At 64.6% G+C, this 24278-nt stretch carries 19 protein-coding genes and 1 tRNA gene; 11 read left to right on the top strand and 9 right to left on the bottom strand.

The genetic code is table 11. From position 1 onward, the window contains the following. Positions 1-98: 98 nt before the first annotated feature. Positions 99-1595 (bottom strand): FAD-linked oxidase C-terminal domain-containing protein, encoded by a 1497-nt coding sequence (locus LB538_RS27950; protein WP_224532467.1) that lies wholly within the window; start codon positions 1593-1595, stop codon positions 99-101. 161 nt (positions 1596-1756) lie between these two features. Continuing rightward, entirely contained in the window at positions 1757-3079 is a 1323-nt protein-coding gene (locus LB538_RS27945) for a DUF3422 family protein (protein ID WP_095769969.1), read from the bottom strand. A gap of 209 nt (positions 3080-3288) precedes the next feature. Here LB538_RS27945 and LB538_RS27940 point away from each other — a divergent pair, with 209 nt between their 5' ends. From LB538_RS27940 to LB538_RS27930, 3 genes are read left to right on the top strand one after another with little or no spacing between them, the layout of a single operon-like run. Next, on the top strand, positions 3289-4092 hold the full coding sequence (locus LB538_RS27940) for an FCD domain-containing protein (RefSeq protein WP_095769968.1): 804 nt from the start codon (positions 3289-3291) through the stop codon (positions 4090-4092). Between the two features lie 15 nt (positions 4093-4107). Next, positions 4108-5244, top strand: a complete 1137-nt coding sequence (locus LB538_RS27935; protein ID WP_224532466.1) for an alpha-hydroxy acid oxidase — start codon at positions 4108-4110, stop codon at positions 5242-5244. Positions 5245-5304: 60 nt separating this feature from the next. Next, complete coding sequence (locus LB538_RS27930) at positions 5305-6072, top strand: metallophosphoesterase (protein ID WP_224532465.1); 768 nt, start codon at positions 5305-5307, stop codon at positions 6070-6072. A gap of 42 nt (positions 6073-6114) precedes the next feature. Here LB538_RS27930 and LB538_RS29230 read toward each other — a convergent pair whose 3' ends face one another. Beyond that, the gene (locus LB538_RS29230) at positions 6115-6246 is read right to left on the bottom strand and encodes a hypothetical protein (RefSeq protein WP_263481599.1); all 132 of its coding nucleotides are present in this window, start codon (positions 6244-6246) and stop codon (positions 6115-6117) included. 292 nt (positions 6247-6538) lie between these two features. Then, positions 6539-7237, bottom strand: coding sequence for a type 1 glutamine amidotransferase (locus LB538_RS27925; protein ID WP_224532464.1), 699 nt, complete (start codon positions 7235-7237; stop codon positions 6539-6541). Between the two features lie 85 nt (positions 7238-7322). Here LB538_RS27925 and LB538_RS27920 point away from each other — a divergent pair, with 85 nt between their 5' ends. The 4 genes from LB538_RS27920 to LB538_RS27905 all read left to right on the top strand — a co-directional run bounded on the left by LB538_RS27920 (position 7323) and on the right by LB538_RS27905 (position 11584). Beyond that, complete coding sequence (locus LB538_RS27920; RefSeq protein WP_224532463.1) at positions 7323-7970, top strand: hypothetical protein; 648 nt, start codon at positions 7323-7325, stop codon at positions 7968-7970. Between the two features lie 132 nt (positions 7971-8102). Then, on the top strand, positions 8103-8837 hold the full coding sequence (locus LB538_RS27915) for a 16S rRNA (uracil(1498)-N(3))-methyltransferase (protein WP_224532462.1): 735 nt from the start codon (positions 8103-8105) through the stop codon (positions 8835-8837). A 272-nt stretch (positions 8838-9109) separates the two neighbouring features. Continuing rightward, complete coding sequence (locus LB538_RS27910) at positions 9110-10483, top strand: glutamate--cysteine ligase (protein WP_224532461.1); 1374 nt, start codon at positions 9110-9112, stop codon at positions 10481-10483. Between the two features lie 102 nt (positions 10484-10585). Then, entirely contained in the window at positions 10586-11584 is a 999-nt protein-coding gene (locus tag LB538_RS27905) for a DUF937 domain-containing protein (protein ID WP_224532460.1), read from the top strand. Positions 11585-11961: 377 nt separating this feature from the next. On the opposite strand, the gene LB538_RS27900 is transcribed toward LB538_RS27905, so the two are convergent. Next, positions 11962-12228, bottom strand: a complete 267-nt coding sequence (locus LB538_RS27900; RefSeq protein ID WP_224532459.1) for a DUF1127 domain-containing protein — start codon at positions 12226-12228, stop codon at positions 11962-11964. Between the two features lie 182 nt (positions 12229-12410). On the opposite strand from LB538_RS27900, the gene LB538_RS27895 reads away from it, so the two are divergent. Next, positions 12411-13367 (top strand): LysR substrate-binding domain-containing protein, encoded by a 957-nt coding sequence (locus LB538_RS27895; protein ID WP_140839452.1) that lies wholly within the window; start codon positions 12411-12413, stop codon positions 13365-13367. A 2-nt stretch (positions 13368-13369) separates the two neighbouring features. Here LB538_RS27895 and LB538_RS27890 read toward each other — a convergent pair whose 3' ends face one another. Then, positions 13370-15580, bottom strand: coding sequence for an EAL domain-containing protein (locus LB538_RS27890; protein WP_224532458.1), 2211 nt, complete (start codon positions 15578-15580; stop codon positions 13370-13372). A 119-nt stretch (positions 15581-15699) separates the two neighbouring features. Here LB538_RS27890 and xseA point away from each other — a divergent pair, with 119 nt between their 5' ends. Beyond that, on the top strand, positions 15700-17265 hold the full coding sequence (gene xseA, locus LB538_RS27885) for an exodeoxyribonuclease VII large subunit (RefSeq protein WP_224532457.1): 1566 nt from the start codon (positions 15700-15702) through the stop codon (positions 17263-17265). A gap of 7 nt (positions 17266-17272) precedes the next feature. Next, entirely contained in the window at positions 17273-18391 is a 1119-nt protein-coding gene (locus LB538_RS27880) for a P1 family peptidase (protein WP_224532456.1), read from the top strand. Positions 18392-18425: 34 nt separating this feature from the next. Here LB538_RS27880 and LB538_RS27875 read toward each other — a convergent pair whose 3' ends face one another. From LB538_RS27875 to LB538_RS27865, 3 genes are all read right to left on the bottom strand, one after another. Then, a complete protein-coding gene (locus LB538_RS27875; protein ID WP_095769952.1) occupies positions 18426-18677 on the bottom strand; it encodes a DUF768 domain-containing protein in 252 nt (83 codons plus the stop codon). A 219-nt stretch (positions 18678-18896) separates the two neighbouring features. Next, a tRNA-His gene (locus LB538_RS27870) sits at positions 18897-18973 on the bottom strand. A gap of 342 nt (positions 18974-19315) precedes the next feature. Continuing rightward, positions 19316-19780, bottom strand: a complete 465-nt coding sequence (locus LB538_RS27865) for a phasin (protein WP_224532455.1) — start codon at positions 19778-19780, stop codon at positions 19316-19318. Between the two features lie 262 nt (positions 19781-20042). Here LB538_RS27865 and LB538_RS27860 point away from each other — a divergent pair, with 262 nt between their 5' ends. After that, positions 20043-24038, top strand: a complete 3996-nt coding sequence (locus tag LB538_RS27860; protein WP_224532454.1) for a PAS domain S-box protein — start codon at positions 20043-20045, stop codon at positions 24036-24038. Positions 24039-24278: the final 240 nt, after the last annotated feature.

Raw genomic sequence — 24278 nt, 5'->3', positions numbered from 1 at the left:
GGGCGAGGAAACACCGACCGCCGACGTTGCGACCTTGGAAAGCTTGGCCACCTCTCCCCCGCTTTGCGGGGGCGAGGAACTTTGATCCTGAGTCTTCATCAAAACCTCGGAATATCCGGAAACGCCACCTGCCCGCGATGCACATGCATCCTCCCAAGCTCCGCGCAGCGGCGCAGCTGCGGAAACACCTTGCCGGGGTTGAGCAGGTGGTTGGGGTCGAAGGCGCATTTCACCCGCATCTGCTGGTCGAGGTCGACCTGGTTGAACATTTCCGGCATCAGGTCGCGCTTCTCGACGCCGACGCCGTGCTCGCCGGTCAGGACGCCGCCGACCTCGACGCAAAGGCGCAAAATGTCGGCGCCGAAGCTCTCGGCCCTGTCCAGCTCGCCCGGCACGTTGGCGTCGTAGAGGATCAACGGGTGCAGGTTGCCGTCGCCGGCGTGGAAGACATTGGCGACGCCCAGCCCGTATTTCTGCGAAAGGTCGCGCATGCCGGCAAGCACGCGCGGCAGTTCCTTGCGCGGGATGGTGCCGTCCATGCAGTAATAATCCGGCGAGATACGGCCGACCGCCGGAAAGGCCGCCTTGCGGCCGGCCCAGAAGGTCAGCCGCTCCTGCTCGGATTGCGAGATGCGGCAGGTGGTCGAGCCGTTCCTGTAGGCGATCGCCTCGACGAGGCCGATCAGGTGGTCGACCTCGACACTTGGACCGTCGAGCTCGACGATCAACAGCGCCTCGACATCGAGCGGATAGTCGGCATGGACAAAATCTTCCGCCGCATGGATCGCCGGGCGGTCCATCATCTCCATGCCGCCGGGGATGATACCGGCGCCGATGATGTCGGCGACGCACTGGCCGCCCTGTTCGCTGGTCGGGAAGCCGATCAAGAGTGCGCGCGCCGTCTCCGGCTTCTTCAGGATGCGCACGGTCACCTCGGTGACGACGCCGAGCAGGCCCTCGGAACCGGTCATGACGCCGAGCAGATCATAGCCTTCCTGATCAAGATGGCTGCCGCCGAGGCGCACCACCTCGCCGTTCATCAGCACCATCTCGATGCCCAGCACATTGTTGGCGGTGAGCCCGTATTTCAGGCAGTGCACGCCGCCGGAATTCTCGGCGACATTGCCGCCGATCGAGCAGGCGATCTGGGAGGATGGATCGGGGGCGTAATAAAAGCCCTCCTGCTCGACGGCGGTGGTGATGCCGAGATTGGTGACGCCCGGTTGGGCCACGACAACGCGATTAGGATAGTCGATTTGAAGAATGCGGTTGAAGCGGCTCATCACCAGCAGCACCGCATCCTCGAGCGGCAGCGCGCCGCCGGACAGCGAGGTGCCGGAGCCACGCGGCACGACGCGGATGTTGCGCTCGTTGCAGTATTTCAGCACGCGCGAGACCTGGGCGACCGTTTGCGGCAACACCACGACCAGCGGCAGCTGCCGGTAGGCGGTCAGGCCGTCGCTCTCGAAGGCGCGCATTTCATTGGCCGCGTCGACGACGCCCTCGCCCGGCACGATGATGCGCATGTCGGCGACGATCTCGGCGCGCCGGCGCATCGTTTCGGCATCTGGCTTGGGCATGGCTAAGCCGGACATCGGGCAGCCTCATCCGCTCTTGACTGGTCAAAATCTTTTACCAGCCCGACGGTTTTGTTGCAAATGCTGCTTTGCTTGCATTCGGCGGCGAGCGTGACGCCAAGCTTCCGCAGCGGCAATCTGCCGCTGCGGACAGACCCGCGCGTGAAGATGGTTGTCCGCTACTCGCCCGGATGCTTCGCCGGCTCGGAATGCATTTTCCGCACGCGGCGCACGCCCCACCAGACGAGCAGGATGGCGACCGGCACGGAGGCCGCGGTGATCACTTCGGGCGCGAAAGCGTGACCGAAGACCGAGGCGCCCTTGGCGACATAGCCGACGAGGCCGACGACATAATAGGATACGGCGGCGACCGACAGGCCTTCGACAGTCTGCTGCAGGCGCAGTTGCAGCCGGGCGCGGTTGTTCATCGAGGCCAGCAGGTCGCGGTTCTGCTTCTCGACATCGACATCCACCCAGGTGCGCAGCAGCGTCGTGGCGCGGGTGAGTTTTCGCGACAGGTTGGCCTGGCGCTCCTCGACCGAGCGGCAGGTACGCATGGCGGGCGCCATGCGCCGCAAGAGAAAGCCCGCCCAGGTGTCGTAGCCTTGCACCGGCTCTTCATCCAGCGCTTCCAGCCTCGCGGTGACGATGCCGTCATAGGCGCGGCTGGCGCCGAAGCGATAGAGGCTGGACGCGGCGTCGGCCTCGAGCTCGGCGGCGAGTTCGGTGAGGTCGGCGAGCAAGGTCTGGCTGTCGCGGGTCTCGACCGCTTTCATTTCCAGCGTGGTCTGCGCCAGGCGGTCCTCGATGCGACGGGCGCGGCCTGACAGCGTCAATGCCATCGGCAGGCCAAGCATGGCCAGCGTCCGATAGGTCTCGATGTCGATCAGCCGCTGCGACAGGGCGCCGGTGCTGGCCGGCGTCAGGCCGCGATCGAGCACCAGCATGCGGGTCAGGCCGTCGCCGTCCTGGCGGAAATCGGTGACGATGGCGGCAGCGCCCCGCTCGACCAGCGAATAGCACAGGCTGGTCGGGTCGAAGCCGGCGATCAGCCTTTCGCTCGCCTGCGTCCATTTGCGGATTTCCAGACGGATGCCGGAAATCACGGTGCCGGGTGGCGAGAAGCCATTGCCGAAGGGCGAATCCTCTTGCCCCCGGCCGTTTTCGGCCAGCGGCCCTTCCCAGAGATAGGTCGAGAATTCCGTATGGCGCTCCCAGCGCAGCGTGCCCTTGCCCCATTTCATCGCATGATGGCGGGCATTGCGCTCGGGCGCGGCGATGCCCAGCCGCCGCGACAGTTCCGACAGCACGGCATGATCGACCGCGGTGCCGCCCTCGGTCATGAAGGAGAGCTGGACCAGCACGCGCGGTTTCTCGATCAGCGGATGCGGGCGGGCATGGACCTCGCCCAGCGCGCCGGGCCGTCCCTCATGCGCCGGAAAGCCCATCACGCTGCCTTGGGCGCGCGGCTGGAATTCGAGACTGGACATCTCGTCGGACACGGTTGGTCCCCCTGGTTTCGACCTTCGTGCAAACCCTGCCGTCTTGCGGCAATCGGCGGGACGCGTAAACAGCAAATATCTGCGTCCAGGCCCATTGGCACGCGGCCGGCAATGCGACGGGCTGGACGAATTGGATAAATAATTTGACCAGTTGGCGACAGAGGCTTTAATCTGCGCCACATCCGTCCCGTTCCCCAGGCACCCTTCCGTTGAGCGACATCTTCTCCAGGATCGAGCATTCGCGCACCGCCGACGAGGTGGTGCAGCAGATCGAGAGCCTGATCCTCGAAGGCGTGCTGCGCACCGGCGACCGGTTGCCCGGCGAGCGCGAGCTGGCGCGCCAGTTCGACGTGTCGCGGCCGATCCTGCGCGACGCGCTGAAGGCGCTGGAAGGCCGCGGGCTGCTGACGACCAAGGCCGGCGGCGGCACGCATGTCGCCGACGTCATCGGCCAGCTCTTCACCAAGCCGGTGACCGATCTCATCAGCACGCACCGCAAGGCGGTGACCGACTATCTGGAATACCGGCGCGAGATCGAGGCTGTGGCGGCCGAATACGCGGCGCGCCGCGCCACGCCGGAGGACCTCGCCCTGCTCGACCGCATCATGGCACGCATGGACGAGGCGCACCGGACCGGCGATTTCGACGATGAGGCGGAAATCGACGTCGAGTTCCACCACGCCGTCTGCGAATGCGCGCACAACATCATCCTTTTGCACACGCTGCGTTCCTGCTACCGGCTGCTGTCGGAAGGCGTGTTCCAGAACAGGCTTCTGGTGTTCGGCGTGCCCGGCGCACGCGAGGCGCTGCTCGAGCAGCACAGGGCGATCCACGCCGCGATCAAAGCGGCAGACCCAATCGCGGCGCGCAAGGCTGCGATGGACCACATCACCTATGTCGAGCGCTCGATGGCTGAAGCCGAGCGCAGCGGCGACTGGCAGCGCGTGTCCAGGCTGCGCCTCAGACAGCGCTCGGACGCCGGTGACATCGAACCCACACGAAAACGCTCCTAAGCAGCGGGGACAACCATGAGCGAAATCCTCACCATCGCCGACCTCAAGGACCTGGCACGCCGCAAGGTGCCGAAGATGTTCTTCGACTATGCCGATTCCGGCGCCTGGACGGAGAGCACCTACCGGGCCAACGAAGAGGATTTCGGCAAGATAAAGTTCCGCCAGCGCGTGCTGGTCGACATGAGCAACCGTTCGCTGGAATCGACCATGGTCGGCGAGAAGGTAGCGATGCCGGTGGCGCTCGCGCCGACCGGGCTGACCGGCATGCAGCATGCCGACGGCGAGATGCTGGCGGCGCAAGCGGCAGAAGCGTTCGGCGTGCCGTTCACGCTGTCCACCATGAGTATCTGCTCGATCGAAGATGTCGCCTCGGTGACCAAAAAGCCGTTCTGGTTCCAGCTCTATGTGCTGCGCGACAAGGACTTCGTGCTTAATCTGATCGACAGGGCCAAGGCGGCGAGATGCTCGGCGCTGGTGCTGACGCTCGATCTGCAGGTCCTGGGTCAGCGCCACAAGGATGTGCGCAACGGTCTCTCGGCGCCACCCAAGATGACGCTCGCCAACATCATCGACCTTGCGCTGAAGCCGCGCTGGTGCCTGGGGATCGCCGGCACCAAGCGCCGCACCTTCCGCAACATCGTCGGCCACGCCAAGGGTGTCGGCGACGTCTCTTCGCTGTCGTCCTGGACGAACGAGCAGTTCGATCCGCATCTGTCGTGGAAGGATGTCGCCTGGATCAAGGACCGTTGGGGCGGCAAGCTCATCCTGAAAGGCATCCTCGACAAGGAGGACGCGCTGATGGCGGCTGAGACCGGCGCCGATGCGATCGTGGTCTCCAATCACGGCGGACGGCAGCTCGACGGCGCGCCGTCCTCGATCTCGGTGCTGGAAGAAATCGCCGATGCGGTCGGCGACAGGATCGAAGTCCATATGGATGGCGGCATCCGCTCCGGCCAGGACGTGCTCAAGGCGCTCTGCCTCGGCGCCAAGGGCACTTATATCGGCAGGCCGTTCCTCTACGGCCTCGGCGCGATGGGCAAGGACGGCGTCACCAAGGCGCTCGAAATCATCCGCAAGGAAATGGACATCACGCTGGCGCTGTGCGGTAAGCGTTTGGTAACCGACATGGGCAAGGACCAGCTGCGGCGCTAGGCCTTATTCACCGATCCGCCCTAGTTTCCCGCGGTGAACCTCACGGGAAAGACGTACGCCTTGACCGAACCTGGCATCCATTATCTCGACGCGCGCGGGCCGGACGGCATGCGTCTCTATGCGATCGGCGACGTGCACGGACGCCACGACCTGCTCGCCGCCATGCATCGGCGCATCGAGAGCGAACTGGAACATGCGCCCGGGTCGGACTGGCGCATCATCCATCTCGGCGACTATGTCGACCGCGGACCGGATTCCAGAAGCGTCATCGATTTCCTGATAGAGACGCGCAAGCGCGATCCGCGCAACATCATGCTCGCCGGCAACCACGACATCGGCATGCTCGAATTCCTAGCCGAGGCAGAGCCGGACGGCCTGTTCGTGAATTACGGCGGCGTGCAGACGGCGCAGTCCTATGGCGTCGATCTTCTTCGCGACGGCCACTGGTACGGCAAGGCGCAAGCGATCGCCCGGGGACATATGGCCCTGGTGAAAGCGGTGCCGCACAGCCATGTCGATTTCCTGCAATCGCTGACGTTTTCGGCGACCTTCGGCGACTTCTTCTTCTGCCACGCCGGGATAAGACCGGGTGTGCCGCTCGACCGTCAGGACCAGCAGGATCTGATCTGGATCCGTGACGTCTTCCATGACCATCCAGGGCTTTTTTCCAAGGTGATCGTGCACGGGCACACGCCCGTCCCGGAAGCCGAGGTGAAGGCCAACCGCGTCAATGTCGACACGCTCGCCTGGAAATCCGGAACGCTAAGCGCGCTGGCCGTCAATAGCGGCGACAAACGCATCCTCGCCATGCAGGGGAAAGCGTTTTAGGCGCGATCCGGGCGCAGGCCTGCTTGCGATTTTGATTGTGGCCTAGTTCAGCGAGGCGGTGACGCCATAGCCGTCGACGGCGCGGTGGTTGGTCGCTGCGTCGGCGGCATAAATGCCCAGGCCGCAGAGCACGATGGCAGACAGCATGACAAAAGACAGGAGAGCTGCTTTCACGGACGTCATCTCTGGTTAAGCTTTCTGCATCTGGGCACGAGGCGGTTACCAATGCGTTGAAACGATAAAATGCGTGTCAATGTTTCGACGATTTCGCGCTTCTAAGCAGATTCTGTTTCGCCGGTGTGTCGGCTGGATCACACAAAAGGTTCATGGCGGTTGCATCGACGATACAAAGCGCGCCCTCTTAGAAGAGCGGCCGGACACAAACCAAGGAAGAAGGATGTTGTCCCCAGACGGAAGCGCTAAGGCGTGCCAATTATGCCACGCTTCGCCCGATCGGGGTGGATGTTCAGATCGTCGCAACCCAGGCGCGGGCTATCGCCAGACCGGCGCTATCGGCGTCGGCGCCATTGCGGGCCAGTTCGTCGTGGAGACGATCGTTCCAGTCGGGATGACGCTCGGCGATCATAGCGGCGAAGGAGGTGCTCCAGTCGCGCACCATCGGCGTATCCGCCTCGAAGTGGAACTGGAAGCCATAGACGGCGCGGCCGAGGCGGAAGGCCTGGTTTTCGGCGACCGCGCTGCCGGCGAGCCGCACGGCGTTTTCCGGCAGGCCGAACGTGTCGTCATGCCATTCGAAGATCGGGAATTTCTCGGGCAGCGCCGCCAGGACCGGATCCGATTTGGCGGCCGGCGTCAGCGACACCTTGTGCCAGCCGAACTCGGTGGCCCCGCCGATCTGGTTGGTGCCGCCGAAAGCCCGCGCCAGAAGCTGACCGCCGAGGCAGATGCCGAGAACCGAGCGATCCTTGTCGGCGAAATCGCGTGCCAGGTCGAGCAATGCGGGGAAGTAGGGGCAGATCTCGTCGTCGAGCGCGTTCTGGGCGCCGCCTAGCACCACGATGGCATCGTGCCCGGTGCTGTCGCCGGGCAGCTTATCGCCGCGATAGGGCTTGCGCAGGTCGATATCGGCGCCGGCTTCCACAAGGGCAGCGCCAATCTGGCCAAGGCCCTCATTGTCGAAATTCTGGACGACCAAAACCCGCATCGAAAACCTGCTGACATGAAAACGCTGGGGCGAGCGATATCATGCGGCCCGTGTTTCAGCCAAGATGCGTGCCGGAGAGAAAGCTATGCCACTGCAGAACCGGGTCGACCCTTTCGGCGCCATCCATGCCGTGCCGGAACGCGGCCTATTCACCGGCAATCGCGGCATCATCCATGACCCCGAGACGAAGACGCTGCTGAGGAAGCGCTGGGCCTTGCCGGCCTGGATCATATGCGTCTGCGAGTTCGGCAATGTGCGGCGCGAGCCGATGGGCCGCAACCGGCCCGGCGGAAAGGCAGGCTGGACCGAATTGTTCTTCTTCGACGAGGTGACGGCGCTGGCCGCCGGCCATCGGCCCTGTTTCTTCTGCCGGCGTGAACGGGCGACCGACTTCGTCAGCCGTTTCGGCAGGGCGTTCGGGATTGAAGAACCGCGCGCGCCGATGGTCGACAAACGGCTGCACAAGGAGCGGCTGGCTTCCGGCGGACGGCCGCCTCTCGTGGCCGCGCCGGAGCTCGGAGGCTTGCCGGATGGAACGGTGGTAGCGCAGGGCGACGCTGCTTATGCGCTGCGAGGCGGCAAGGCACGCAAATGGTCGTTCGCGGGTTATTCGAGTCCTATCGCCTTCGATCGCCTCACCGGAGGGTCGCTGCGCCTGCTGACGCCGGCGACCACCATTGCGGTATTGCGGCAAGGCTTTGCGCCTGTCTGGCATCCGACCGCCGATATTTGATGCCGCAGCCGGCCTCGCTCGTTCCTAAGCAGATATCGTGGGATGTCCCACGAATATCTGCTTAGATTCCCTTGTTTTTCGCAGGTTCTGATCGCAAAACCGCGAGACACTTTTGCGGAACCTGCTTGGGCCATGCGCGCCAACTACAAAATGCAGCGGCTGTTCGTGCCTGACGATCTCGGACCCGGCCTCGAATTCGACGCCGGACAGCAGCAGAGCCATTATCTCGCCCATGTGCTGCGGCTCGGCGAAGGCGCCGAAATCCTGCTTTTCAACGGCCGCGACGGCGAATGGTCGGCGTCGGTCGCTGCAAAGTCCAAGAAGGCGGTCCGGCTGAAGGTGCTGGAACTGCAGCGGTCGCAGCCGCCGCTGCCGGACCTCGTCTATTGCTTCGCGCCGCTGAAGCAGGGCCGGCTCGATTACCTTGTGCAGAAAGCGGTCGAGATGGGCGCAGGCATACTGCAGCCTGTCATCACTCAGCACACGCAGGTGGCGAAGCCCGGCATCGAACGGCTGCGCGCCAATGTCGTCGAGGCGGCCGAGCAATGCGGCATCCTGGCAGTGCCTGAGGTGCTCGAAGCGGAGAAGCTGGAACGGCTACTTGCCAATTGGAACAAGGAGCGACGGCTGATCTTCTGCGATGAGGATGCCTCGACCAACAATCCGCTGCCGGCCCTGCAGGCGGTAAACGAGAAGAAACTTGCGCTTCTGGTCGGACCTGAGGGCGGATTTTCCGAGGACGAGCGCAAGATGCTGAGGGCCCTGCCTTTCGTCACCGCCATCCCGCTCGGGCCGCGCATCCTGCGCGCCGACACCGCGGCGGTGGCCGCATTGGCTGTGATCCAGGCAACGATCGGCGACTGGTAGGATTGCCTTCTTCCCTTTTGCGAGAAGGTGTCGCCGAAGGCGACTGATGAGCGGGGTTCCAGAAGACACCCGCCTCTCACTCCGCTGGAACACCCTTCATCCGTCTCGGCGCTACGCGCCGATCCACCTTCTCCCACAGGGGGAGAAGGGAAGGTAAGCCATGCAGATCAAATCCAGTTGAGCCGTGGCTCAGGATTTTTCGCTTGATCGGCTACTGACATTTCGTCCATCTAGCGCCCGGCGGCCAGCTGATGGCTGCGGAGGGCTTTCTAATGGCGCGCGACACAACCGATACCCAGCTCATCGAAGGCGTCGACGAACTTGTCGGCTATCTGGCCGACGGCAACAAGCCGCGCGACAAATGGCGCATCGGCACCGAGCATGAGAAGTTCCCCTTCTATGTCGACGGCAACGCGCCGGTGCCCTATGGCGGCGAGCGCGGCATCCGCGCCATCCTCGAGGGAATGCGGGAAAAACTCGGCTGGGATCCGATCATGGATGCCGGCCGCATCATCGGCCTGGTCGAGCCGACCGGCCAGGGCGCGATCTCGCTGGAGCCCGGCGGCCAGTTCGAGCTTTCCGGTGCGCCGCTGGAATCGATCCACCAGACCTGCCGCGAGGGCAACGCGCATCTGGCGCAGGTGCGCGAGATCGCCGAGCCGCTCGGCATCCGCTTCCTCGGCCTCGGCGGCAGCCCGAAATGGTCGCTGGCCGATACGCCGAAAATGCCGAAGTCGCGCTACGAGATCATGACGCGCTACATGCCGAAGGTCGGCACCAAGGGCCTCGACATGATGTACCGCACCTGCACGATCCAGGTGAATCTCGACTTCGAGAGCGAAGCCGACATGCGCCGCAAGATGCAGGTGTCGCTGAAGCTGCAGCCGCTGTCGACGGCGCTGTTTGCCAACTCGCCCTTCACCGAGAGCCGGCCGAACGGCCTGCAGAGCTGGCGTGGCGACATCTGGCGCGACACCGACAACCAGCGCTCCGGCATGCTCGAATTCTGCTTCTCGCCCGATTTCGGCTTCGCCGACTATGTCGAATGGGCGCTCGACGTGCCGATGTATTTCGTCATCCGCGACGGCCACTATCACGACATGACGCGCTATACGTTCCGACAGTTCATGGCGGGCGGCGCCCGCAATGAACTCCCTGACGGCCTGCCGACGATGGGCGACTGGGCCAATCATCTCTCGACCCTGTTCCCCGACGTGCGCCTGAAGCGTTTCCTCGAAATGCGCGGCGCCGACGGCGGGCCATGGCGGCGCATCTGCGCCCTGCCCGCCTTCTGGGTCGGGCTGCTTTACGACGAGCAGGCGCTTGACGCCGCCGAGACGCTGACCGCGAGCTGGACCTACGAGGAAGCGCTGGCGATGCGCAACGCCGTGCCGGAGCAAGGCATCGCGGCGCCGTTCCGCAACGCCACCTTGCGCGATGTCGCCCGCGACGTGCTCGCCATCTCGCGCATGGGCCTGAAGAATCGTGGCAAGAAGAACCGCGACGGCTATGACGAGACATCGTTCCTCAACACGCTCGACGAAGTGGTCGCCCGCGGCACCACCAGCGCCGAGGAGATGCTGTCGGCCTACCACACGCGCTGGGGCGGCTCGATCGAGCCGGTGTTCATGGAATATGCGTATTAACCGTCCGGCCTGCGCCGAGCGGTTGGGCGCCAAAAGCCGCTTCAATCGGTGATGGAAACGAACTAGGCTCTCCGATGAGGATATTCTCGGAGGAGAACCCAAATGCCTTCCCTGTTCGACATTTTCGCCCAGGCCCAGAACGGCGCCGGCATGCAGGCGCTGGCACAGCAATATGGGCTTTCGATACAGCAGACGCAGGCCGCGGTGCAGGCGCTGCTGCCGGCATTCTCGCAAGGGCTGCAGCGCAACACCGCCGATCCCTATGGGATGGGCGCATTCATGACCGCTATGGCGAGCGGCCAGCACGCCAAGTATTTCGAGGACGCCACGAGGGCCTTTTCGCCGCAAGGCATCGATGAGGGCAACGGCATTCTCGGCCATCTGTTCGGCTCGAAGGATTTGTCGCGCGCCGTGGCGGCCCAGGCCGCGCAGGCGACGGGCTTGAGCCAGCAGCTGCTGCAGCAGATGCTGCCGGCCATGGCTTCGATGATGATGGGCGGGCTGTTCAAGCAGACCAATAATCAATTGAATGGGGGGCAGATGCAGGCCGCCGGCTTCGGCGGCAGCGGCAATCCGCTTGGCGAGATCATCGAGCAGATGATGCGCCAAGGCGGCTTCGCGCAGGCGCCGCAGCCGGCGCCCTATGGCGAGAACCCGCTCGGCAAGGTGCTGCAGGACATGTTCGGCGGCGGCACGCAGCTGCCGCAAAGTCAGCCCCAGCAGGCCCCCAGTCCGTACGGCGAAAACCCGCTCGGGAGGGTGCTGCAGGATATGTTCGGCGGCGGCGCGACGCAGCAGCCGCAGCAGACTCAACCACAGCAGACGCAAAGCCCCTATGGCGATAACCCGCTCGGCAAGATCTTCGAGGAGATGCTGCGCCAGGGCGGCGGCGGTTTCGGCATGCCTGGGGCACAACCGGCGCCGCAGCCGCAGCAGAGCGCGCCGCAACAGCCGCAAACCAATCCGAGCGGCCGGCCGCGAAACCCGTTCGACGATATCTTCGGCAAGATGTTCGAGACCGGTGCCCAGCAGCGCGACGAATATGAGAAGAGCGTCGGGACGATTTTCGATCAGTTCAAGCGCGACATGGACCGGCGATGAGTATCGCGCCGACGGCGAGGTCGTCATCCACGGGCGGAGCGACGCGAAGCGGAGCGTAGACCCGAGGATCCATGCCGTTACCTTCGCCGAAGGTGCAGCGGAGCAGAATTCTGCACAGTTGCAGCACATCAACGTCACGGCATGGATTCTAGGGTCTGCGCGCGTCGCTTCGCTCCTTGCTCCGCCCTAGAATGACGAACTAAAAGAAAGATGCCCGGTCCTGGAGGAGAACCGGGCAATGTGCAGGCTGGCCGGCGGGGAACCGGCAGGGAGTGTGGGAGCCTGCATGGAGCTTTGGTCGCGCGTGGCCGTGAAAAGGTTCAACGCGACCGGAAATCCAGGCGATGCGGCCGTTCAGGCCACCTGACGAGCAAGATCTAGATCGTGCCGGCGCGCTCGCTGGCGATGGCGCGCAGCTTCACTGTCGGATCGCGGCCGAAGGGCACGGCGACGGCGACATGAAGGTCGGCGCGGGTCAGGCCGATATCGGCAAGCTCGGCGTCCGACATGTCGCCCAGGCGATAGAAGGCGCGGCGGTTTTTCCAGGCGACATAGGCGTTGGCGAGAGCATTGAGCACGCGCGTCGCAACGGCCGGACGCGTGGTGATGCGCGGGGTCTCGGAAGCGAATTCAATCGTGGTCATGTCAGTCTCTCCTTCCAGGAGTCGAGCGGACGAAACCAGGCGATCGGCGCCTTGGGAGAAGCGCCGTTCCGGTTTCCATTCACATGCTGTCATGTGGACAATGCCAATTTGCCATCGCGAGATTGATTAATCCAACGAATGTTTTTAATCTGTAGCATCAACATCAATGATGGGTTTGACCGATGAAAGCGCCGCTCGACCTCGATCAGTTGCAAACCTTCATTTCGATCGCCGACACCGGTAGCTTCACCCGCGCGGCCGAGGAGGTGCATCGGACACAGTCGGCAGTGTCGATGCAGATGCGGCGGCTGGAGGAGCGGATCGGCAAGCCGTTGTTCGAAAAGGACGGCCGCACCAACAAGCTGACCGAGGAGGGCGAAAGGCTGCTTGCCTACGCGCGGCGGCTGATCCATCTCAACCGCGAGACTTTGGCCGCCTTCGACGACCAGCGGCTGGAAGGCACGATCCGCATCGGCACGCCGGACGATTATGCCGACCGCTTCCTGCCCGAGATCATGGCGCGCTTCTCGCGCTCTAACCCGCGCGTCGAACTGACGGTCGTCTGCGAGCCGACGCCAGGGCTGGTCGAGCACATCAAGCGCGGCAATCTCGACCTGGCGCTGGTGACGCATAACGATACGCGCGGCCAGTCGGAAGTGGTGCGGCGCGAGCCGCTTTTGTGGGTGACGTCCGCCAACCATGCCACACATGAGCAGGAAACCCTGCCTATGGCGTTCGGCCGGCCGAACTGCATCTGGCGGCGCGCGGCGGTCGACGTGCTCGACCGGCAGAACCGCGAGTATCGCGTGCTGTTCTCCAGCTTCTCGGCCACGGTGATCACCGCGGCCGTGCTTTCCGGCCTGGCGGTCTCGGTGCTGCCGGAATGCGCGCTGCGGCCCGGCATGCGCGTGCTCGGCGAGGCCGACGGCTTCGGCCAGTTGCCGGACTGCCGCATCGGCATCATGCGCGGCCAGACCTCGCAACCGGAGATCGTCGACGCTTTGGCCCGTCACATCGCCGAAAGCCTCGACAACATTTCCGTGCCGCTCGGCGAGGAGGCGGGAAGCTTCGACTTCGCCGCCCTCGCCTTCGCCAAGATGAAGCGGGTCAAGGCGAACCAGATCATGCCTGGCTGGTAGAGTCAGGCGCGAGCGGCGGAACGTTCCCGGTCGGCAGGTGAAACACCCGGCAGCGCAAGCAATTGGCCGGGCTCCAGCGGCGGCGACAGCAGATAGCCCTGCAACTGGCGGCAGCCCATGCCGACCAGCAAGGCCTTTTGTGCATCGGTCTCGACGCCTTCGGCGGTCACCTCGACCTTGAGCGCCTGCGCCAGCTCGATCAGTGTCTTGACGATTGCGCGCGCGCTTTCGTCCTCGTCGAGCAGATGCACGAAAGAGCGGTCGATCTTCAACTTGTCGATCGCCTGGCGGCGCAGATAGCTCAGCGAGGAATAGCCGGTGCCGAAATCGTCGAGCACGATGCAGATGCCGGATTGACGCAGCGCGGCAATCACCGTGCCGATCGTATCATTGTGCTCGAGCAGCACGCTTTCGGTGGTCTCAAGCTGCAGGCGACAGGGATCGAGCCCGGTTTCGCTCAGGATATCGGCGACCTGTCCGGCAAAGCCGATGTCACGCAGCTGCATCGGCGAGATGTTGACCGCGATCCAGGGCAATTCGGTCCCGGCGGCAAAGCGGCAGGCTTCGCCCAGCGCCCATTTGCCCAAATCGCCGATGAGGCCGCGCTCTTCGGCGATGGCGATGAATTGCGCCGCCGGCAAAGCGCCGTGCACTTCATGGCCCCAGCGGATCAGCGCTTCGGCCCCCAGTATCGCGCGGCAGTCGGCCGAGAAAACCGGCTGATAGGCGAGCTTGATGCCACCTTCGCCCTCCAGCGCCTTGCGGAGTTCCGATTCGACCTTGCGCTTGCGCAGCAAGAGATCGTCCATGTCGCCGGCAAACAGCTCGTAGCGGCCACGACCGTTCTTCTTGGCCTCGTAAAGCGCGATGTCGGCCTTGCGCAACAGCTCGTCCGCGTCGATGTCCGATCCAGACGACAGCGCGATGCCGACGCTCGCGCTGACGAAGACCTGGTCGTCGATCAGCCGGAACGGCTCACGCAGCTTCAAGAGCAGCCTTTCGGCGATGTCCTCGGCGCTTCCGACGTCGGGAACGTCAAGCAGGATGACGGCGAATTCGTCACCGCCGAGCCGCGCGACGGTATCGACTTCGCGGATCGTATGCTTGAGCCGCGCCGCCGTCTGGCGCACGAGCTCGTCACCGGCCGGATGGCCGAGCGTGTCGTTGATATGCTTGAAGCGGTCGAGGTCGAGGTAGAGCAGCGCGACGTGCGTCTTGTCCCTGCTGGCGAACAGCAGCGTGCGCCGCAAGCGGTCCTCGAACAGCGCCCGGTTGGGCAGGCCGGTGAGCGTGTCGTGGAAGGCGAGATATTGCGCCTGGTCCTGGCTGGTCTGCAGCGCCGTCGAGGCCCGACGCAACCTGCTCAACAGGAATACCAGCACGCCGCCCGCCAACAGCAGCGCGATCGCCAAGGCAGGAGCGATCTCGCGCACCAGAGCAAGGCCGGGCCGTAGCTGGTCCCAGCCGATATAGCCGAGGATGACGCCGCGCGAATCAACCAGCGGCACGGCGGCTGGGCCAGCCGGCTGTGACAAAGGCACCAGCCGCGCGCCATCAAGCAGGTACTTTCCGGCGATCTTGCCGATCACCGCGTTATTGATGAATTCGACCGACACATGCAGATATTCGGTGCCTTGCGCCTGGCTGATCCTGTCCGAGCTCGGCAGGAGCGGCGCGACGCTGACGATCGCTGGCGCGCCATCGAGGGACACCAGATCCTCGGCCACCATCTTCGCAGGCTGGCCGTACGCATCGGTCTGCGGCGGCCCAGCCAGCATGCGACGCAGTTTTTCGATGATTGGAAGAAGCGTGGGCTGGTCCTCGCCATAGGCGGAAGCGTCGACCACCTTGCCCTCGCGCATGGCGTGGATCGCATGATTGGCGGCGTCGAGAATATAGACCCGGTTGTGACCATAATAGGTGTACATCCAGACACTGAGATTCTCGTCGATCCAGGTCTGGTTGCCTGCCCTCACATTGATGATCGCGTCATCCCAAACCGAAACGCTTTCCTGCTCCCGCTGAACAGACGCAATCTGGTCCTTCAAACCATCGGCGATGAACATCTTTTGTCGTACGAGCGAGGCATCATCGGCCTGGCTGGCCGCGTAGAAGCCGAAACCCACGACGATGGCTAAAGCGAAAGTGGCGAGCGTCAGCACGGTCAGCGTGACCTGACGGGTCAACGGGCTGCTGTTTTGGCGTGCGCTCATCAGGTCCCCGGCCGGCTCTTTTGGGCCTGTCAAAGCAAATCGGGCTTAAGATCGCGTTATGATATTAGCGCGGTTTCGCCGCGCTTGACGCGGGCCGATAAGCGTTCCCCAATCGCGCAATGAGTGAAACAGCAACCGAATCACGCAGCAACGCCACCGAATATACGGTGAGCGAGATTTCCGGCGCGCTGAAGCGCACTGTCGAGGACGCCTTCGGCAATGTGCGGGTGCGTGGCGAGATTTCCGGCTATCGCGGCCCGCATTCGTCCGGCCACGCTTACTTCGCGTTGAAGGACGACCGCGCGCGGATCGATGCGGTGGTCTGGAAGACCACCATGGCGCGGCTGAAGTTCCGCCCCGAGGAAGGCATGGAGGTGATCGCCAGTGGCAAGCTGACCACCTATCCCGGCAAATCCAACTACCAGATCGTTATCGACAATCTGGAGCCGGCGGGCGCCGGCGCGCTGATGGCGCTGCTCGAAGAGCGCAAGCGCCGGCTGCAGGCCGAAGGCCTGTTCGATGCCGGCCGCAAGCGTCGGCTGCCTTTCATGCCCAAAGTCATCGGCGTCGTCACCTCGCCGACCGGCTCGGTGATCCGCGACATCATCCACCGCATCAAGGACCGGTTTCCGCTTCATGTGCTGGTGTGGCCGGTGAGGGTCCAGGGCGACACGACGGCCAGGGAGGTGACCGCGGCCGTCAACGGCTTCAATGCGCTGACATGGGACGGACCCATCCGCCAACCCGATCTGTTGATCGTGGCACGCGGCGGCGGCAGCCTCGAGGACCTCTGGGGCTTCAACGACGAAGGGCTGGCGCGGGCGGTGGCGGCGTCCGCCATCCCGGTGATCTCGGCCGTCGGCCATGAGACCGATACGACACTGATCGACTTTGTTGCCGATATGCGCGCGCCGACGCCGACGGGCGCGGCCGAGATCGCCGTGCCGGTCAGGGCGGACCTGGAGGCTACCTTGGCCAGCCTTGCCGCGCGGCTCAACGCCTGCGCCTCGCGGCATCTGGAACGCAAGCGCCAAGCGGTGCGCGCCGCGGCGCGCGCGCTCCCCTCGCCCGACCAGTTGCTGGCGCTGCCGCGCCGCCGTTTCGACGATGCGACCAGCCGCCTCGGCCGAGGGCTGACGGTGAATATCGAGCGCAAACGGGCGACACTGGAGCGGCAAAGGCTGACGCCGGCAACCCTGTCGCGGCGCCTCAATGAAGCGCGCACGCTGACCGGCCGCGATATTGCGCGGGCGCGAGCCGCGTTCTTCGCCATCGTGCGCGAAAGGCGCACGCGGTTCAAACGCACGGCGGCAAGGCTGTCGCCGGCGCCGATCGTGCGGCGCCAGAAGCAACAGGCCGACACGCTGGCAGCGCTGTCGCGCAGGCAAGATCAGGCGACGGCGCGGCGCCTCGACCGGCTGCGCGCGGCTCTTACCCAGGCGGACCGGCTGCTTTCAACATTGTCGCACAAGGCCGTGCTGGCGCGCGGCTTCGCGCTGGTCAAGGATGCCGAAGGCGCCGTCATCAAGCGGGTCGCGGAGCTGGCGCCGGGCGCGGCGCTGCAGCTGGAATTCGCCGACGGCACTGCCGAGGCCATCGCAACCTCCGGCGGGGCGCGGCCGAAGCTGGCCGGAAAATCGCCCGCCAAGGCCAAGGAGCCGGGCAATCAGGGTTCGTTGTTCTGAGGTTTCCATGCGCGACCACGACCCGCATCTTCGCACCCCGTCGGGCAAGCCGCGCCTGCGCTCGTTCGGTATCGCGCTCGATGGCACGCCGGGCCTTTTCAACGCCATCACCGACGTGCCGGGCGTGTCGGTGGGCTACACGACGCTGATTTCAGGCGACGGCCCGTTGCAGGTCGGCACCGGACCGGTGCGCACCGGCGTGACCGCGATCCTGCCAAGGCCGGCTCAGGAACTCGCGACGCCGGTGTTCGCCGGCGTGTTCAGCCAGAACGGCAATGGCGAGCTGACCGGAACGCATATCATCGAGGAAACCGGCGCCTTCAATTTCCCGGTCACCATCACCAACACGCATTCCTGCGGCGTGACCCGCGATGCCACCTTGCGCTGGATGCATCGCGTCTTGCCGGCTGCGCTCGATAGCGGCTGGGGCCTGCCAGTGGCGGCAGAGACCTATGACGGCTTCCTCAACGACATCAACGGCCATCATGTGAGCGTCGACCATGTGACCGCAGCACTCGACAGCGCCAGCGGCGGCGCCATCGAGGAAGGCAGCGTCGGTGGCGGAACCGGCATGATAAGCTTCGGCTTCAAGGCCGGATCCGGCACCGCCTCGCGCATCGTCGGATGGCGGGACCGGCGCTACACGCTTGGTGTCTTCGTGCAGGCGAATTTCGGCAAAAGGCACAATTTCACCATTCGCGGCCGGCGTGTCGGCCCCGAATTGGCCCAGCCGGCCATCCGCGAGGGCGCGCCGCGCGCCGAAAAGGGTTCCATCATTGCCATCATCGCCACCGACGCGCCGTTGCTGCCGCATCAGATGAAGCGGCTCGCCCGGCGCGTGCCGCTCGGCATTGCCGTGACCGGGGGTTATGGCTATCACAGTTCTGGCGATATTTTTCTCGCCTTCTCGACCGCCAATGCCGAGGCCGCGCTGGCGCCTTCAGGCCGCATCGCCCGCGCGGAATTCATCCCGGACGTCGACATCGACCCGTTCTTCGACGCGGTCGTGCAAGGCGTGGAGGAAGCGATCCTCAACGCATTGGTTGCCAATGCGGATATGACGGGGCGCGACGGCAATTTCGTGCCGGCGCTGCCGAAGGAATGGCTGGAGGAAAAATTCGGCTGAGAAACGGCGCCGCCGGCCCGTGGCGGGCCGGGGTTTATTCCGGTTTGTCCGGGTTGACTTCGCTGCTGCCCTCTTCAACGGCTTCCTCGAGGCGCGACGCGATCAATTCCTGGATGTCGCCGACCTCTTCCTGGATGTCCTCCAGCAGAATGCCTGCCTCGGCGGCCTTGGCGCAGCATTCCTTCGCAAGGGTCTCGGCCTGCTTGTCGATCTTGATCGGCAAATGCTGGCATTGGACTTTCTCGCCAATCCATCCGCGCAAGAACTCGATCGCATGTTCACTCATACTGCTTTTTTCCCTAGCGGCAAAGCCGGTTGGTCGTCATGAACGTCCGCATCCCTGCAAAGGATGCATGCTCCATTCGAGCCGAGTCGGCCTCGACCGGCAAGACACCTTGTCCATGGGACAATATATCTCGCCCTAGAGACAAGAGAGCTTGCCCATGGTCCGCGGAGCCGAAGGAATGGAAGGGTTCAAGGTGCACGTTCAGATCATCGAGAGTGATGGTACCGTTGGCTGGGATCGAACCAGCGACCTCCGGATCCACAATCCGGCGCTCTAACCAGCTGAGCTACAACGGCCTGCCTGCCTGAGCTGGATCGAGGTGAAAGCTTCATTCTCCGTGATCCGCTCTGTCGTTCGGCGATGCGTCAAATACGGGCTATCGGATTCTAATTCAAGGGCCTTGATAAGGTAAATGATTGGTTTCCTCATTCGCCTTTCGTCAAGGCAAAAGAAAAGGCCGGCGGGAGGAGGTGCCGGCCTTTTCCTGTTACGAGCCAGCGGGAGGAGGTGCTGGCTGGTCACCCCGGAAACGGAGGGAGGAGGTTCCATTTCCGGGTATCTGATTGCTCAACCTATCGCACGACTATTTGTCTGACGAAATGCGACGTTTTGATGCACCGCAAGGTTGTGCGCTGAAATCAGGCGGCCTTGACGTCCTTCATCGCCTTCTCGAAGGCGCTCTTGACCGGCTTGGAGACGTCCTCGACCGCCTTGGTGGCAACGGTCTGGAACTCCTTGGCCTGCTCAACGGCCATTTCGACGCGCTTGCGCAGGAAGGAGGTCTGCAGCTCGACGACTTCCGAAAGGGTCTTCGCGCCGACCAGGGCTTCGAGGTGCGAGAAGCTGACCTCGGCATTGGCGCGCAGCGCGGCGATGGTCTTCAGCGAAACGTCGCTGGAAACGGTCTTGGCGGTCTCGTAGGTCGACTCCAGAACCTTCTGGGTCTCCTCGGCGCCGGTCTTCAGCTTGGCATAGGCTTCCTTCGACTGCTCGACGCCCTTCTCGGCGAAGGCGCGGATCTGGTCGGTGGCCTTGGAAGCATCAAAGCTCGGGAATTCGACGTTTTCGATGGTCTCGGCGGATTTGGCAGTGGTCTTGGACATTTTCCAACCTTTCGCGGCAGCGGCTTTGACAGAAAGCCGTCTCGTTCATGTATGATGGCAATATAAAGGACTTTTTTGTGCATTGCAATATCTTTGCTGCACCGCACCATAAAATCTTTCCCCTGCGTCAGCCACGAGAGCCGTTAACCAAGAGCCCAGAGATTTCGACCGATGCAAGCTTAGGCTTGTGGACCTCCGGGCCGCGGGCTTTTATTAACAAAGCGTTAACTGAAAATGCCCGCTCCGGAGGGTTGGCCAGCGCATGCCGCCTGAAAACTACTCCTTCCTCGACGTTGCCGTGCTCGACGCGGTGCGCCAACGCTTTGCCGCGGGCGATGCTTTGGCCATTTTGTCGGTCGACCTCGAACAGGTGATCTGGGCGAACGGTCCGGGGGCGTCGGCCTTCGGCTATCCGGATATCGAGGCCATCATCGGCGCCTCGGCGCGGCTGCCGCTGATCGCCCGCCGGCAGATCATGGCGACCAGCGGTTTTCCCGACATCGGCAGCGACCGCGCCGTCACGGTGAGGCTGGCCACCGGCATGGAAAGCCGCGCCGTCGGCTTTCTGGCCAGCGCAGTGACGATGCCGGACGGCGAGGCGGCAATCATGCTGGCGGTGCCGGCGGCACAGACCACTTCGCGCAGCGCCGTCGAGATCGCCAGCCGCGCCATCGGCGGCTTTACCGAGGCCGGACATTTCATTGCCTTTGTCGACGCGCAAGGCGGGGTCGAGGCTTCCTCGGACGGCTTTGCGGCGCTCGGCATCGAGCCGCGGACGTTGGCTGCCCTGGTTGCGGATGTGGCAAGCAGCGGCGACCGTATCGTCAAACGCCTCGTGCCGGGCACCGACACCGCCTACCCGGCCGGTTTTGCGCGGCTCACCGATACGCGGCACCTGCTGGTGGTGATCGACGAGGCGCAGCTCGACGACTCCGGCCAGGACGATCGGGCGGCCGCCGGCGATCAAGGAATTGCGGCGCCAGAGGCGGTCAGCGCCCCGCCGCAAGGTGAAAGCGCGGCAGTCGAGCCCGAGTCTCGGCCTGCCCAGGACAACCCAGTGCCTACCGTGGCGGCTGGCAAAGAGGACGAGCCGGCGCCAGAGGCTCCCGACGGCGACGCACAGCCCGACGCGGAGAGCCGGACCTTGGCCGGCCAGCGGCCTACCCGGACAGACCATCAGGCCGACACCGCCGGCGCCGGCCAGCACGACCATTGGTATTTCAATGCCGGCGACGATGGCGCCGGGCATGCTCAACCGGCAGCGCCGGCGACGGACGAGCCGGAAGGTGCCGCCGCAGCCGAAGGCCAAGATGCTGGCGACGCTGCACGCGAGACTACCAAATCAGCCCAGCCGGGCCTGCCGCGCGACATCGACCGGTCGGCGGCCCCATTGCGCTTCGTCTGGCGCACCGACGCCGAAGGTCGGTTCAGCGCGCTGTCGCCCGAATTCGCCGACATCGTCGGCCAGCCTGCCGCCGATGTGATCGGTCGCCGCTTCAAGGATGTCGCCGCCACTTTCGGCCTCGACGCCTCGGGCGAGATCGCCGGCCTGCTCGACCGGCGCGATACCTGGTCCGGCCGCTCGGTGCTGTGGCCGGTGGCCGGAACGGGTCTGAAGATCCCCGTCGATCTGGCGGCCCTGCCCGTCTATGGCCGCAGCCGCGCCTTCGAGGGTTTTCGCGGCTTTGGCGTCGCGCGCAGCGCCGACGCCGTGGTCGATCCGGAAGCGCTTGGCATGGCTCTGGTGCCGAATGCCGCTCCTGCCGGGGCCACCCCCGGCGGGCCCGACGCGTCGGGCGATCAGCCGGCAGAGCAGACGCCTCTGGAAAAGCCAAGGCCCGAAGACCCCTTCCGGGGCGAAGTGCCGGCGCTGACCATCGTGCCGAAGCCGGAGCGACGCTTTGCCGACAAGGTGATAAGGCTGGCCGAGCATCGCCAACCGGCCAACGACAAGCAACCGGGAAGCGACACGCCGGCAAATCACAAGGGCCTGTCGATCCTCGAGCGCAGCGCCTTCCGCGAGATCGGCGAGCGGCTGCGCAAGGACAGTTCCGCCCCTGCCGAGGAACGCGCCCCCGAAGCCGACAAGCGGCCCGATGCCGCTGTTGCCAGCGAGGACGCGGCAAAGGTGAAGGAAGCGGCCAGCGAAACAAGGGCCGACGCAAGCCAGCCGCTTCCACCCGATGCGGCGGAGCACGACGATTCCGCCCAGGGCGCGACCTTGTCCACGCCCTCGGAAGCCGACGACGCAAAGGCCGCCGAAGCGGAGACCGAGGCGGAGGACCAGGACGATCTGGCGCGGCTCGACGGCATCGATGGCGCCGCCGAGATAGACGACGCCGGCCTGGCCGAGACCTCGGCCGGTTCCGGCTCGCTGCTCAACTTTGCCGATGGCGAGAAACCCACGGAAGACGCCGGCGTCGCGCCGGTTTCCCAGAACGAGCAAGCAGAGGGCGCCCGGGAGGACGCCGAACCTGCTGCCGCGAAGCCGCAGCGGCCCGTCGAAGAGCCTGCGGCGCAGCCGGTCGCGGCCGGGCAGCCCGCCTCCGATGCGACGGCCGACGACAGCATGACCGCCGACGACTTCCGCGATGCGCAGGACAATGAGGACTGGGCAGGCTCCGATGCGGATGCCGCCAAGGCCGCGGAAGAACAGCCGGAAGAACTGGACGCGACAGCCGCGACGCGGCGACGCCTCGACGTGCCGCCGCTTAAACTTTCCGGTTTTGTGCCGTCCGCGTTTTCGACCGGAGAGGAAGCCAAGGCCCCCGACACGTCCATCCTCGCCAGGCTGCCTGTGCCGCTGCTCATCCATTCGGGCGACATGCTGCATTATGCCAATGACGCCTTCCTCGAACTCACCGGCTATGATGCGCTGGACGACCTCGCGGATGCAGGCGGCCTGGGCGCGCTCTTCGCCGACCCTTACGCCGAGGACACCGCGGCGGAGGAAAGCGACCACTCGCTGAAGCTCAAGACCCGCCAGGGCCTGGAATTCCCGATCGACGCGCTGCTGCGCTCGGTGCCGTGGCGCGGCGGCAAGGCGCTGATGCTGGTGGTGCGGCGTTCCGGCGAGGACGATGCGGCGCATTTCACCGCCGCGAATGACGAGCCGGCGCTGCAGCCGGACGTGCCGGAACTGAAATCGCGCATTGCGGAGATGCGCACCATCATCGATACCGCTACGGACGGCGTCGTGCTGATCGGCCGCGACGGCAACATCCGCTCGATCAGCCGGCCGGCGGAAGCGCTGTTCGGTTTCGACAGCGACGAGGTCGCGGGCAAGCCCTTTGCCTCGCTGTTTGCCATAGAAAGCCAGCGCGCGGCGCGCGACTATCTGGCCGGGCTTTCGGAGCCGGGTGTCGCGAGCGTGCTCAATGACGGCCGCGAGGTCATCGGCCGCGAGGCGCAGGGGCGTTTCATCCCGCTGTTCATGACCATCGGCAGGCTGCCCAACGACAGCGGCTTCTGCGCCGTCGTGCGCGACATCACGCAATGGAAGCGGGCCGAGGAAGACCTGACGCAGGCACGCGCAGTGGCCGAGCGCGCCTCCTCGCAGAAGACGGATTTCCTGGCCCGCATCAGCCACGAGATCCGCACGCCGCTCAATGCCATCATCGGTTTTTCCGAGCTGATGGTAGACGAGAAATTCGGTCCGATCACCAACGACCGCTATCGCGACTACCTGCGCGACATCAACCGCTCGGGCAACCATGTGCTCGACCTCGTCAACGACCTGCTCGACATCTCCAAGATCGAGGCCGGCCAGCAGGAGATGGATTACGAGGCGGTGTCGCTCAACGACACGCTGGCCGAGACGGTGGCGATGATGCAGCCTCAGGCCAACCGCGAGCGCGTCATCATCCGCTCCAGCTTCGCCTCGCGGCTGCCGGAAGTGGTGGCGGATCTGAGAAGCGTGCGCCAGATCGCCCTCAACATCCTGTCCAACGCCATTCGCTACACCCAGGCCGGCGGCCAGGTGATCGTCTCGACCGCCTACGAAGCCTCGGGCGACGTCGTCATGCGCGTGCGCGACACCGGCATCGGCATGACCCAGGCCGAGATCGAGCAGGCGCTGAAACCGTTCAAGCAGATCAATGCGCTGAAGCGCGGACGCGGCGACGGCACCGGCCTCGGCCTGCCCCTCACCAAGGCCATGGTGGAGGCGAACCGCGCCCGCTTCGCCATCACCTCGACGCCAGGCGAAGGAACCCTAGTCGAGGTCGGCTTCCCCTCCACGCGCGTGCTCGCCGAATAACGTTGCATAGGACTGCGACGGCCAAAGAAAAAGGCGTCCAAGCGGACGCCTTGAGAAATGGGATGCTGTCACAACGGGGGCTTGAGCAGAACCTCAGGGGACGAGGAACGGGATTTCTCCCTCAAGTTACACGCGACTATCAGCGTCGTCTCTTAACAAGTCCTTACCTGGCCGCGAAAAAATTTACGAATGTGTACCACCCGTGAAATCTAGGTAAATTCGCCGGACAGATTTCGTTAA

The organism is Mesorhizobium sp. Ca11 (genome assembly GCF_020165275.1).
GTDB lineage: Bacteria > Pseudomonadota > Alphaproteobacteria > Rhizobiales > Rhizobiaceae > Mesorhizobium.
Note: the sequence above shows the minus strand (reverse complement) of the source record. Positions and strands in the feature narration are given on the sequence as shown.

Bases quoted from the DNA above. Each gene is read 5' to 3' on its own strand.
- LB538_RS27950 (WP_224532467.1), bottom strand. From the start codon at position 1,595: ATGTCCGGCTTAGCCATGCCCAAGCCAGATGCCGAAACGATGCGCCGG.
- LB538_RS27935 (WP_224532466.1), top strand. From the start codon at position 4,108: ATGAGCGAAATCCTCACCATCGCCGACCTCAAGGACCTGGCACGCCGC.
- LB538_RS27925 (WP_224532464.1), bottom strand. From the start codon at position 7,237: ATGCGGGTTTTGGTCGTCCAGAATTTCGACAATGAGGGCCTTGGCCAG.
- LB538_RS27920 (WP_224532463.1), top strand. From the start codon at position 7,323: ATGCCACTGCAGAACCGGGTCGACCCTTTCGGCGCCATCCATGCCGTG.
- LB538_RS27915 (WP_224532462.1), top strand. From the start codon at position 8,103: ATGCGCGCCAACTACAAAATGCAGCGGCTGTTCGTGCCTGACGATCTC.
- LB538_RS27910 (WP_224532461.1), top strand. From the start codon at position 9,110: ATGGCGCGCGACACAACCGATACCCAGCTCATCGAAGGCGTCGACGAA.
- LB538_RS27905 (WP_224532460.1), top strand. From the start codon at position 10,586: ATGCCTTCCCTGTTCGACATTTTCGCCCAGGCCCAGAACGGCGCCGGC.
- LB538_RS27900 (WP_224532459.1), bottom strand. From the start codon at position 12,228: ATGACCACGATTGAATTCGCTTCCGAGACCCCGCGCATCACCACGCGT.
- LB538_RS27895 (WP_140839452.1), top strand. From the start codon at position 12,411: ATGAAAGCGCCGCTCGACCTCGATCAGTTGCAAACCTTCATTTCGATC.
- LB538_RS27890 (WP_224532458.1), bottom strand. From the start codon at position 15,580: ATGAGCGCACGCCAAAACAGCAGCCCGTTGACCCGTCAGGTCACGCTG.
- xseA (WP_224532457.1), top strand. From the start codon at position 15,700: ATGAGTGAAACAGCAACCGAATCACGCAGCAACGCCACCGAATATACG.
- LB538_RS27880 (WP_224532456.1), top strand. From the start codon at position 17,273: ATGCGCGACCACGACCCGCATCTTCGCACCCCGTCGGGCAAGCCGCGC.
- LB538_RS27875 (WP_095769952.1), bottom strand. From the start codon at position 18,677: ATGAGTGAACATGCGATCGAGTTCTTGCGCGGATGGATTGGCGAGAAA.
- LB538_RS27865 (WP_224532455.1), bottom strand. From the start codon at position 19,780: ATGTCCAAGACCACTGCCAAATCCGCCGAGACCATCGAAAACGTCGAA.
- LB538_RS27860 (WP_224532454.1), top strand. From the start codon at position 20,043: ATGCCGCCTGAAAACTACTCCTTCCTCGACGTTGCCGTGCTCGACGCG.